The sequence below is a fragment of the Enterobacter cloacae complex sp. SYL003 genome (genome assembly GCF_049236925.1).
GTDB lineage: Bacteria > Pseudomonadota > Gammaproteobacteria > Enterobacterales > Enterobacteriaceae > Enterobacter > Enterobacter intestinihominis.
In genome coordinates this window covers 103,545-115,311 of record NZ_JBMKJK010000008.1, presented here as the reverse complement: position 1 = coordinate 115,311, position 11,767 = coordinate 103,545, and the positions used below count along the sequence as shown (strand labels likewise).

General features: G+C 53.4%; 8 protein-coding genes and 2 tRNA genes. 1 reads left to right on the top strand and 9 read right to left on the bottom strand.

The features are described 5' to 3' along the window. Positions 1-28: 28 nt before the first annotated feature. The 4 genes from infB to ACOT1A_RS12310 form a co-directional block, all read right to left on the bottom strand. A complete protein-coding gene (gene infB / locus ACOT1A_RS12325) occupies positions 29-2,716 on the bottom strand; it encodes a translation initiation factor IF-2 (RefSeq protein WP_022649517.1) in 2,688 nt (895 codons plus the stop codon). Positions 2,717-2,740: 24 nt separating this feature from the next. Continuing rightward, complete coding sequence (gene nusA, locus ACOT1A_RS12320) at positions 2,741-4,243, bottom strand: transcription termination factor NusA (RefSeq protein WP_003861798.1); 1,503 nt, start codon at positions 4,241-4,243, stop codon at positions 2,741-2,743. A gap of 28 nt (positions 4,244-4,271) precedes the next feature. Beyond that, positions 4,272-4,724: a ribosome maturation factor RimP gene (gene rimP, locus ACOT1A_RS12315; protein ID WP_014833432.1), complete on the bottom strand. Its 453-nt coding sequence runs from the start codon at positions 4,722-4,724 to the stop codon at positions 4,272-4,274. Between the two features lie 207 nt (positions 4,725-4,931). Continuing rightward, a tRNA-Met gene (locus tag ACOT1A_RS12310) sits at positions 4,932-5,008 on the bottom strand. Positions 5,009-5,295: 287 nt separating this feature from the next. Here ACOT1A_RS12310 and argG point away from each other — a divergent pair. Beyond that, the gene (gene argG, locus ACOT1A_RS12305) at positions 5,296-6,642 is read left to right on the top strand and encodes an argininosuccinate synthase (protein WP_022649518.1); all 1,347 of its coding nucleotides are present in this window, start codon (positions 5,296-5,298) and stop codon (positions 6,640-6,642) included. Between the two features lie 187 nt (positions 6,643-6,829). Here the strand turns inward: argG and ACOT1A_RS12300 are convergent. The 5 genes from ACOT1A_RS12300 to ftsH all read right to left on the bottom strand — a co-directional run bounded on the left by ACOT1A_RS12300 (position 6,830) and on the right by ftsH (position 11,692). After that, positions 6,830-6,916 (bottom strand) — tRNA-Leu (locus ACOT1A_RS12300). Between the two features lie 9 nt (positions 6,917-6,925). Then, positions 6,926-7,258 (bottom strand): preprotein translocase subunit SecG, encoded by a 333-nt coding sequence (gene secG / locus ACOT1A_RS12295; protein WP_003861803.1) that lies wholly within the window; start codon positions 7,256-7,258, stop codon positions 6,926-6,928. Between the two features lie 222 nt (positions 7,259-7,480). Next, complete coding sequence (gene glmM, locus ACOT1A_RS12290; RefSeq protein WP_003861804.1) at positions 7,481-8,818, bottom strand: phosphoglucosamine mutase; 1,338 nt, start codon at positions 8,816-8,818, stop codon at positions 7,481-7,483. Continuing rightward, complete coding sequence (folP, locus tag ACOT1A_RS12285; RefSeq protein ID WP_022649520.1) at positions 8,811-9,659, bottom strand: dihydropteroate synthase; 849 nt, start codon at positions 9,657-9,659, stop codon at positions 8,811-8,813. Before folP ends, glmM begins: the two co-directional genes overlap by 8 nt. A gap of 98 nt (positions 9,660-9,757) precedes the next feature. Then, the gene (gene ftsH, locus ACOT1A_RS12280; protein WP_003861810.1) at positions 9,758-11,692 is read right to left on the bottom strand and encodes an ATP-dependent zinc metalloprotease FtsH; all 1,935 of its coding nucleotides are present in this window, start codon (positions 11,690-11,692) and stop codon (positions 9,758-9,760) included. Positions 11,693-11,767 lie beyond the last annotated feature (75 nt).

Sequence of the window (11,767 nt, the reverse complement as noted above, 5' to 3'; positions counted from 1 at the left end):
ACGCTAATTAATCTTCAGTTGACGAAGATTACGCGATGGTACGCTGAATTTCGATGATCTCGAACACTTCGATCATATCGCCAACGCGAACGTCGTTGTAGTTCTTAACACCGATACCACATTCCATGCCGTTACGAACTTCGTTAACGTCATCTTTGAAGCGGCGCAGGGATTCCAGCTCACCTTCGTAGATAACCACGTTGTCGCGCAGCACGCGGATTGGGTTGTGACGCTTAATGGTCCCTTCGGTAACCATACAGCCCGCGATCGCACCGAATTTCGGTGATTTGAACACGTCACGTACTTCAGCCAGACCGATGATCTGCTGTTTCAGCTCAGGAGACAGCATGCCGCTCATCGCTGCTTTCACTTCGTCAATCAGGTTATAGATGACGGAGTAGTAACGCAGATCCAGGCTTTCAGCATCGATAACTTTACGCGCAGATGCGTCAGCACGAACGTTGAAGCCAACCAGGATAGCGTTGGACGCGGCTGCCAGGGTTGCGTCAGTTTCGGTGATACCACCTACGCCAGAACCGATGATCTTCACTTTCACTTCGTCGGTAGACAGTTTCAGCAAGGAGTCGGAGATCGCTTCCACAGAACCCTGTACGTCCGCTTTCAGAACGATGTTCACTTCGTGAACTTCGCCTTCAGTCATGTTGGCGAACATGTTCTCGAGTTTAGATTTCTGCTGGCGAGCCAGTTTCACCTCACGGAATTTACCCTGACGATACAGCGCCACTTCACGTGCTTTCTTCTCGTCACGTACCACGGTTACTTCGTCACCGGCAGCCGGAACACCGGACAGGCCGAGGATTTCCACTGGGATGGACGGACCCGCTTCCAGCACTTCCTGACCCAGTTCGTTACGCATCGCACGAACGCGACCGTATTCGAAACCACACAGAACGATGTCGCCCTTGTGCAGAGTACCTTCGCGAACCAGAACGGTTGCAACCGGACCACGACCTTTATCCAGGAAGGATTCGATTACCGCACCGCTCGCCATACCTTTACGAACCGCTTTCAGCTCCAGAACTTCAGCCTGAAGCAGGATAGCGTTCAGCAGGTCGTCGATACCGGTACCTGCTTTTGCAGATACAGGGATGAACTGCGCTTCACCGCCCCACTCTTCCGGCATAACGCCGTACTGTGACAGTTCGTTCTTAACGCGATCCATATCGGCTTCTGGCTTATCGATTTTGTTGACTGCAACAACCAAAGGCACCTGCGCCGCTTTCGCGTGCTGGATAGCTTCAATGGTCTGTGGCATCACGCCATCATCGGCAGCAACAACCAGAACAACGATATCCGTTGCCTGAGCACCACGAGCACGCATTGAGGTAAACGCTGCGTGGCCTGGGGTATCCAGGAAGGTGATCATGCCGTTTTCGGTTTCTACGTGGTAAGCACCGATGTGCTGGGTAATACCACCCGCTTCGCCGGAGGCAACCTTAGTAGAACGAATGTAGTCAAGCAGAGAGGTTTTACCGTGGTCAACGTGACCCATGATGGTCACAACCGGTGCGCGCGGTTCAGCCGCTGCGCCCGTATCACGGTCGCTCATTACTGCTTCTTCCAGCTCGTTTTCACGACGCAGGATAACTTTGTGGCCCATCTCCTCGGCAACCAGCTGTGCGGTTTCCTGGTCGATGACCTGGTTGATGGTGGCCATTGCGCCCAGCTTCATCATCGCTTTGATGACCTGAGAGCCTTTCACCGCCATCTTGTTAGCCAGTTCGCCAACGGTGATGGTTTCGCCGATCACAACGTCACGGTTAACGGCCTGAGCTGGCTTCTGGAAGCCCTGCTGCAGAGCGGAACCTTTACGCTTACCGCCTTTACCACCGCGAACCGCTGCACGTGCTTCTTCACGGTCAGCTTTAGATTCAGCGTGCTTGTTACCTTTTTTCGCAGGACGCGCCGCTTTTGTACTGCGAGTACGGCCACGACCACCTTCAACTTCACGGTCGTTATCGTCTTCTGCCTGACGTGCATGCTGAGAGGTGGTGACGTGATAATCGCTGTTGTCTTCAGTTGGTTCAGCGGTATTCACACCGTTCTTCTCGTTTTCTTCTGCCATGCGACGCGCTTCTTCGGCGACGCGGCGAGCTTCTTCTTCAAGCTTGCGGCGGGCTTCTTCTTCCGCTTTACGCTTCAGCTCGGCAGCTTCATTTTCACGGCGGGCTTTTTCAGCCTGGGCAGTTTTGGTCATTTCGTCGGTCTGTTGATTGCTCACTTTGTCTTTTTCCGCAGCGTCACGCTTCGCTTTTTCACCGGCGTCGCGTTTCGCTTTTTCTGCGGCCTCACGTTCAGCTTTTAATTCTGCTTCGCGTTTGGCAGTGGCTTCTGCCTCACGCTGAGCTTGTTCTTCCGCTTCACGCTGTGCCTGCTCTTCCGCAGCAAGGCGTTCTGCCTCTTGCGGATCACGTTTTACAAAGGTGCGCGTCTTGCGGACTTCAATTTGTACCGATTTGCTTTTGCCACCGGTACCAGGGATGTTCAACGTGCTACGCGTTTTGCGCTGCAGCGTTAACTTGTCAGGCGTAGAGCCGTGTTCACGGTTCAGGTGCGCTAACAAGGTTTGTTTTTCTTGCGCAGTCACCGAGTCATCAGCGGCCTTCGGGATCCCTGCATCAGCAAATTGCTGTACCAGGCGGTCCACGGAGGTCTGAATCTCAGCAGCCAGCGATTTTACAGTTACATCAGTCATGCTGTTCCTTCCTGCTACAGTTTATTACGCTTCGTCGCCGAACCAGCAAATATTACGTGCGGCCATGATGAGTTCGCCGGCTTTCTCGTCGGTTAAACCTTCGATATCAGCCAGGTCATCAACGCCTTGCTCAGCGAGATCTTCCAGCGTACAAACACCACGGGCAGCCAGCTTGAACGCAATCGCACGATCAAGACCTTCCAGATTCAGCAGGTCATCAGCCGGCTTCTTATCGCCAAGGCTTTCTTCCTGAGCCAGCGCCAGGGTGGTCAGTGCGTTTTTAGCGCGTTCACGCAGGGCTTCAACGGTTGGTTCATCCAGACCGTCAATTTCCAGCAGCTCTTTCATTGGCACGTAGGCCAGTTCTTCCAGCGTAGAGAAACCTTCTTCAACCAGCACAGTGGCGAAGTCTTCGTCAATGTCCAGGTATTTGGTGAAGGTATCGATCGCCGCGTGGGCTTCAGCCTGATGCTTGGCCTGAAGGTCATCAACGGTCATCACGTTGAGTTCCCAGCCGCTCAGCTGTGACGCCAGACGTACGTTCTGACCGTTACGGCCAATCGCCTGCGCCAGGTTGCCCGCTTCTACAGCGATATCCATGGTGTGTTTGTCTTCGTCAACAACGATAGACGCCACATCAGCCGGTGCCATTGCGTTGATTACGAACTGCGCCGGATTGTCGTCCCACAGAACGATATCAATACGCTCGCCGCCCAGTTCGGTAGAAACCGCCTGAACACGTGCGCCACGCATACCGACGCAAGCACCGACCGGGTCGATACGCTTGTCGTTGGTTTTCACCGCAATTTTCGCACGGGAGCCCGGATCGCGGGCCGCCGCTTTGATTTCGATAACTTCTTCGCCGATTTCCGGCACTTCGATACGGAACAGTTCAACCAGCATTTCTGGTTTAGAACGCGTCACGAACAGCTGTGCACCGCGTGCTTCAGGACGTACGGCATACAGCACACCACGAATACGGTCGCCTGGGCGGAAGTTTTCACGCGGCAGCATGTCTTCACGCAGGATAACGGCTTCAGCGTTACCCGGCAGCCCTTCGGATTTGATCTCCAGAGAGATGTTATCGCGGTTCACTTTCTTCACCACGCCAGTGATGATTTCGCCTTCCTGATCGCGGAACTGATCGACAACCAGCGCGCGCTCGGCTTCGCGAACTTTCTGCACGATAACCTGCTTCGCGGTCTGGGTGGTGATACGGTCGAAGGTGACAGATTCAATCTGATCTTCAACGTAGTCACCCACGTTCAGACTTTCGTCTTCAAAACGCGCCGCTTCCAGCGTGATCTCTTTGGTCGGTTGGGTCACTTCTTCAACGATTACCCAACGACGGAATGTATCGAAGTCACCGCTTTTACGATCGATTTCTACGCGAACATCGATCTCTTGTTCGTATTTTTTCTTGGTTGCTGTAGCCAGTGCACTTTCCAGCGCTTCGAAAATCTTCTCACGCGGCAGTGATTTCTCGTTGGAGACGGCTTCAACAACAGCCAAAATTTCTTTGTTCATCGCGGGCTTTTCACCTCAATCCAGACTGTTAAAAGTGGGGAACCAGGTTCGCCTTCTGGATATTACTCAGCGCGAACACTTCATCTTTGCCTTCGACTGTCACCGTGATCATTTCACCATCAACGGCTTTGATAATTCCCTGCCATTTACGGCGGTTCTGTACGGCCATACGCAGAACGAGAGCCACTTCTTCACCGGTAAAGCGCACATAGTGCTCGGCCGTGAACATCGGACGATCGAGGCCAGGTGAGGAAACTTCCAGGTTGTACGCAACGGTAATCGGATCTTCAACATCAAGAACCGCACTCACCTGGTGGCTGACATCAGCACAATCATCAACATTGATGCCATCTTCACTATCAATATAGATGCGCAGCGTCGATGTGCGGCCGCGAACGAATTCGATGCCGACCAGTTCGTAGCCCAGTGCTTCGACCGGTGCAGTAATCATCTCTGTTAATTTTTGCTCTAATGTGGACAAGCCCACCCCCAAGACATAAAAAAAGGGCGTAAAGCCCAGTTATTCTGTAGTCAGATAACAAAAAACCCCGATAAATCGGGGCTTTAGATAACTGAACCCTATAGCCACAACTGTGGCCTGGAGCACTTTCCGAAAGAATTTTTTCAAATCCAGCTACGAAGGCTCTAAGTCTTCACAGTATATTTGAAAAAGAACTTTATAGGAAAGTGGTTGCGGGGGCCGGATTTGAACCGACGACCTTCGGGTTATGAGCCCGACGAGCTACCAGGCTGCTCCACCCCGCGCCTGAAACGTGGCAAATTCTACGCGTTTTGGACAGAATTTGCAAATAATGCTGGGATTTGGTACCGAAGACGGGACGTAAAATCGGCGTTTAGTATATTGATAGTTGACCCCACCTGTCAACCCAGCTTCTGCCAGACAGAACAGACCAATTTTTTTACAAAAAACGCACGAGTCTCTTCCGGTCTTCGACAAAAGATGATTAAATGAATACTCACTTATTTTGCATAAAAATGCACAAGAGAGCGAAAGCGGTCTCTAATCAGTCAATCAAGCAGGGTTTTATTCTATGACGACGATTCTCAAGCATCTTCCGGTAGGACAACGTATTGGCATCGCTTTCTCAGGCGGCCTGGATACCAGCGCTGCACTGCTGTGGATGCGCCAGAAGGGAGCGGTTCCGTATGCATATACTGCGAACCTGGGTCAGCCGGACGAGGAAGATTATGACGCGATCCCTCGTCGTGCCATGGAGTATGGCGCAGAGAACGCACGTCTGATTGACTGCCGTAAGCAACTGGTCGCTGAAGGCATTGCCGCTATCCAGTGCGGTGCTTTTCATAACACTACCGGCGGCCTGACCTATTTTAATACCACTCCGCTGGGTCGTGCTGTCACCGGCACCATGCTGGTCGCCGCCATGAAAGAAGATGGCGTGAACATCTGGGGTGATGGCAGTACCTATAAAGGCAACGATATTGAACGTTTCTATCGTTACGGTCTGCTGACCAACGCCGAGTTGCAGATCTACAAACCGTGGCTGGATACCGACTTCATCGACGAACTGGGTGGCCGTCATGAAATGTCTGAGTTTATGATTGCCTGCGGCTTTGACTATAAGATGTCCGTTGAGAAAGCCTACTCAACCGACTCCAACATGCTGGGTGCGACGCACGAAGCGAAAGACCTGGAATTCCTGAACTCCAGCGTAAAAATTGTTAACCCGATCATGGGCGTAAAATTCTGGGATGAGAACGTGAAGATCCCGGCGGAAGAAGTGACCGTGCGTTTCGAGCGCGGTCATCCGGTTGCCCTGAACGGTAAAACCTTCTCAGACGATGTTGAACTGATGCTGGAAGCAAACCGCATCGGCGGTCGTCACGGTCTGGGTATGAGCGATCAGATCGAAAACCGTATCATCGAAGCGAAAAGCCGTGGCATTTACGAAGCTCCGGGGATGGCGCTGCTGCACATCGCTTACGAGCGTCTGCTGACCGGTATTCACAACGAAGACACCATTGAGCAGTATCACGCTCATGGCCGTCAGCTGGGCAAACTGCTGTATCAGGGTCGCTGGTTTGATCCACAGGCGCTGATGCTGCGTGACGCCCTGCAACGTTGGGTGGCGAGCGCAATCACCGGCGAAGTGACGCTGGAACTGCGTCGCGGCAATGATTACTCCATCCTCAATACCGTGTCTGACAACCTGACCTATAAAGCAGAGCGTCTGACCATGGAGAAAGGTGAGTCAGTATTCTCTCCGGACGATCGTATTGGCCAGCTGACCATGCGTAACCTGGACATCACCGATACCCGTGAGAAGCTGTTCAACTATGTTGAGAATGGCCTGCTCTCCGCGAATTCCGGTAATGGTCTGCCGCAGGTTGAGAACCTGGAACACAGCGATAAGAAGTAATCGACAGCAAGACATGCAAAAGGCGCCCAATGGGCGCCTTTTTTGTGGTCTTCGTAGGCCCGGTAAGCGCAGCGCCACCGGGCAAAACGGCGGGCGGCGCTGCGCTTACCCGCCCTACAATAGATCGGAAACACAGAATGTACAGACGAAAAAAAAGACGTCTTGCGACGTCTTTCTTCTGGAATATTGGTACCGAGGATGGGACTCGAACCCACAAGCCCGTTAGGGCACTACCACCTCAAGGTAGCGTGTCTACCAATTCCACCACCTCGGTACTGAATACTTACTGCGGGATATCGCTGGTTGGCTTAGCCGGTGCAGCTGGCTGAGTTTGCTCAGTTTTTGCTGGCGCGCTCAGATTTTCCCACTCGCTTCCTTTACTGGTCTTGTTGCTGTTGATATTGCCCAGCACCAGACTGATGATGAAGAACAGCGTAGCCAGAATCGCCGTCGTACGGGTCATGAAGTTCGCAGAACCACTTGAACCGAACAGCGTACCGGAAGCGCCTGCTCCGAAGGAGGCTCCCATATCAGCGCCTTTACCTTGCTGCAGCATAATCAGCGCTACGAGAGCGATGGCTACAATAAGGAAAATAACTAAAAGAGCTTCGTACATAATCAACCTGTTCCTTGCGGATTTGCCGCATACCAATGCTTCGACCAATTAGCAGGATTTTGTTTCCCACTGAAGCGGGTGTGAATACTAACCAAAGCGAATCACCTTCGCAAGGGCATTTTCGAGGCATTGTATCAACTGCGGAAAAAAACAGCAAAAAGCCATTAATTGCTTAAAACAAAGGCGGCAAACGCCGCCTTTTTAAACACTTATTCTCAAAGATTATGCAGCTTTCACTGCATCCGCAATGCGGTGCGCAAATTCAGTTACCTGCGCTTCGTCTTCACCTTCCACCATCACGCGGATCAGCGGCTCGGTACCCGACTTACGCAGCAGGACGCGTCCACGGCTGCCAAGCGTCGCTTCCACCTCTGCCATCACCGCTTTCACGTTATCATTTTCCAGCGGGTCGCCTTTACCAGCGGTGAAACGCACGTTCACCAGGATCTGCGGGAACATTTTCATGCCGCTGCACAGATCGTGCAGGCTCATATGGTTACGCGCCATCGCGGCAACAACCTGAAGCGCCGCCACAATGCCGTCACCGGTGGTGGTTTTATCGAGCAGGATCACGTGGCCGGAGTTTTCCGCGCCAATGCGCCAGCCTTTTTCCTGAAGTTTTTCCAGCACGTAGCGGTCACCCACTTTCGCGCGAACAAACGGGATGCCCAGCTGTTTCAGCGCCAGCTCCAGACCCATATTGCTCATCAGCGTGCCCACCGCGCCACCGCGCAGTTGCCCCTGACGCAGGCCTTCACGCGCAATGATGTAGAGGATCTGATCGCCATCGACCTTGTTACCTTCGTGGTCAACCATGATCACACGATCGCCATCGCCATCCAGGGCAATACCCAGATCGGCTTTTTCAGCCAGTACACGCGCCTGCAAGGCACGCACGTCTGTCGCGCCGACTTCTTCATTGATGTTCAGACCGTCCGGCTCGCAGCCGATGGTGATCACTTTCGCGCCCAGCTCGCGGAAAACATTCGGCGCAATGTGATAGGTCGCACCGTTTGCACAGTCCACCACAATTTTGAGGTGTGCCAGGCTCAGTTCATTCGGGAACGTGCCTTTGCAGAATTCAATGTAGCGGCCTGCGGCATCGACAATACGGTTGGCTTTACCCAGCTCAGCGGAGTCGACACAGGTGATCTCTTTCTCCATTTCCGCTTCAATCGCCTCTTCCACGTCATCCGGCAGTTTAGTGCCGTCGATGGAGAAGAATTTGATACCGTTGTCATAGAACGGATTATGAGAAGCTGAAATCACGATGCCCGCTTCCGCACGGAAGGTACGAGTCAGATAGGCAACAGCAGGGGTCGGCATTGGCCCCGTAAAGGAAGCTGAAAGCCCCGCCGCCGCCAGCCCGGCTTCCAGCGCGGACTCCAGCATATAACCCGAAATACGGGTATCTTTACCAATAATGATCTTACGGGAGCCATGACGCGCCAGTACCTTACCCGCCGCCCAACCCAGCTTCAGGACAAAGTCAGGGGTAATTGGCGCATCGCCTACGCGCCCACGGATGCCATCGGTACCAAAATATTTACGATTACTCATAGCGTTTGTTTTCCTTCGCTGCCAGTGTGGCTTCCACCACACGCATGGCTTCTACTGTTTCTTTTACGTCATGGACGCGAATGATGTGTGCACCTTGCATCGCGGCAATCACCGCGCAGGCCAGACTGCCGCTCAGACGTTCGTTCGGCCCGACATTCAACAACTGACCAATCATCGATTTTCTCGACATTCCCACCAGCAGTGGCAGGCCGAACTGATGAAACTCTGATAAGCGCGCAAGCAACGCGTAATTGTGTGAGAGATTTTTACCGAAACCGAAGCCCGGGTCGAGCAGCAATTTCTCTTTTGCGATACCCGCACGTTCACAGCGTTCGATATGCTCAATAAAGAAGCGGGTGACGTCGGCAAACACATCTTCATATTTTGGCGCCTCCTGCATTGTCTTAGGCTGGCCCTGCATATGCATCAGACACACCGGTAGCCCGGTTTCAGCGGCGGCTTCAATTGCGCCCGGCTCGGTCAGCGAGCGGATATCATTGATAATGTGAGCGCCCACTCTCGCCACTTCACGGATCACTTCGGGTTTGGAGGTATCAACGGAGATCCACACTTCAAAGCGCCGGGCGATAGCCTCCACCACCGGCACCACGCGCGCCAGCTCTTCTTCCACCGAAACCTCCGCCGCGCCAGGCCGCGTTGACTCCCCTCCAACGTCAATGATGGTGGCACCCGCGTTGATCATTAAATTCGCGTGTTTAACCGCGTCGATAAGCGAGTTATGCGTGCCGCCGTCAGAGAAGGAATCAGGCGTGACATTCAGGATCCCCATCACATGCGGATGTGAAAGGTCGAGATGCGAGTCCTGGGCGAAGAGTTTCATGGCTAAATCCCTGTTATTTGCATGGTTATATAAAAAAGAAAAACCCCGGAGCACGCTCCAGGGTTTGATGTACAGACAAACGCTTCAACAGCAGTGACTTACTTGTCGCCCAACTGCTCTGACATGGTGTTGCCCGGGTTTGGCGTACGCGGTTCATCGACCGGACGCGGTGCACGCGGGGTGCCATTGTTGTCAGAATTGTTAGACGCGCCTGGGTCTTCCCAGCCTGCTGGCGGACGCACTTCGCGGCGAGCCATCAGGTCGTCAATCTGCGGCGCATCGATGGTCTCATATTTCATGAGCGCATCTTTCATCGAATGCAGGATGTCCATATTGTCATTCAGGATCTGACGGGCGCGAGCGTAGTTACGCTCAATCAGCGCTTTCACTTCCTGGTCGATGATACGAGCCGTTTCATCGGACATATGTTTCGCTTTTGCCACGGAGCGGCCCAGGAATACTTCGCCCTCTTCTTCTGCATAGAGCAGCGGACCGAGTTTGTCGGAGAAGCCCCACTGGGTCACCATGTTACGTGCCAGGTTTGTCGCCACTTTAATATCGTTCGACGCACCGGTGGAAACATGTTCCGCACCGTAGATGATCTCTTCTGCCAGACGACCGCCGTACAGGGTTGAAATCTGACTTTCCAGCTTCTGACGGCTGGCGCTGATCGCGTCGCCTTCAGGCAGGAAGAAGGTCACACCCAACGCACGACCGCGTGGAATGATCGTCACCTTGTGTACCGGATCGTGTTCCGGCACCAGACGACCGATAATCGCGTGGCCCGCTTCGTGATATGCCGTGGACTCTTTCTGCGCTTCCGTCATCACCATGGAGCGACGTTCCGCACCCATCATGATTTTGTCTTTCGCTTTCTCAAATTCCACCATGGACACTACACGCTTGTTACCGCGAGCGGCAAACAGTGCTGCCTCGTTGACCAGGTTAGCCAGATCCGCACCGGAGAAGCCTGGAGTACCACGCGCGATGATTGCCGCGTCGATATCTGGCGCCAGCGGTACGCGACGCATATGCACTTTCAGGATCTGTTCACGACCACGAACATCCGGCAGACCGACCACAACCTGACGGTCGAAACGGCCTGGACGCAGCAGCGCAGGGTCGAGTACGTCTGGACGGTTAGTTGCCGCGATAACGATGATACCTTCGTTACCTTCAAAGCCGTCCATTTCAACCAGCATCTGGTTCAGGGTCTGCTCACGTTCATCGTGACCACCGCCCAGGCCTGCGCCACGCTGGCGGCCAACGGCGTCGATTTCATCGATGAAGATGATGCACGGTGCTGCCTTCTTAGCCTGCTCGAACATGTCACGCACACGAGATGCACCGACACCCACGAACATTTCAACGAAGTCAGAACCTGAAATAGTAAAGAACGGCACCTTCGCTTCACCCGCGATGGCTTTTGCCAGCAGGGTTTTACCGGTACCCGGAGGGCCGACCATCAGGACGCCTTTCGGGATCTTACCGCCCAGTTTCTGGAAACGGCTCGGCTCGCGCAGGTATTCAACCAGTTCACCCACCTCTTCTTTTGCTTCGTCACAACCTGCTACGTCAGCAAAGGTGGTCTTGATCTGGTCTTCCGTCAGCATACGCGCCTTGCTCTTACCGAACGACATGGCACCTTTGCCACCACCGCCCTGCATCTGGCGCATAAAGAAGATCCAGACACCGATAAGAAGCAGCATCGGGAACCAGGAAATGAAGATAGAAGCCAACAGGCTTGGTTCTTCCGGCGGCTCGCCTACCACTTTGACGTTTTTGGTCAGAAGGTTATCAAGCAGCTTAGGATCGTTCACCGGGATGTAAGTCGTGTAACGGTTACTATCTTTCTTGGTAACGTTGATCTCACGTCCGTTGATACGCGCTTCGCGAACCTGGTCCTGATTGACCTCTTGCAGGAAGGTAGAATAATCCACCTTGCGGCCATTCGACTCGCTGGGCCCAAAGCTCTGGAAAACTGACATCAGCACAACGGCAATGACCAGCCAGAGTATTAGGTTTTTCGCCATGTCACTCAAGGGATTAACCTCATATTACAACTGTGTTAAAAACAGCGTCAGGATACTCTATATCCAGTTTCATTC

What these genes read in the sequence shown, in the direction of transcription:
- infB (WP_022649517.1), bottom strand. Translation starts at nt 2,716, where the DNA reads ATGACTGATGTAACTGTAAAATCGCTGGCTGCTGAGATTCAGACCTCC.
- nusA (WP_003861798.1), bottom strand. Translation starts at nt 4,243, where the DNA reads ATGAACAAAGAAATTTTGGCTGTTGTTGAAGCCGTCTCCAACGAGAAA.
- argG (WP_022649518.1), top strand. Translation starts at nt 5,296, where the DNA reads ATGACGACGATTCTCAAGCATCTTCCGGTAGGACAACGTATTGGCATC.
- secG (WP_003861803.1), bottom strand. Translation starts at nt 7,258, where the DNA reads ATGTACGAAGCTCTTTTAGTTATTTTCCTTATTGTAGCCATCGCTCTC.
- glmM (WP_003861804.1), bottom strand. Translation starts at nt 8,818, where the DNA reads ATGAGTAATCGTAAATATTTTGGTACCGATGGCATCCGTGGGCGCGTA.
- folP (WP_022649520.1), bottom strand. Translation starts at nt 9,659, where the DNA reads ATGAAACTCTTCGCCCAGGACTCGCATCTCGACCTTTCACATCCGCAT.
- ftsH (WP_003861810.1), bottom strand. Translation starts at nt 11,692, where the DNA reads ATGGCGAAAAACCTAATACTCTGGCTGGTCATTGCCGTTGTGCTGATG.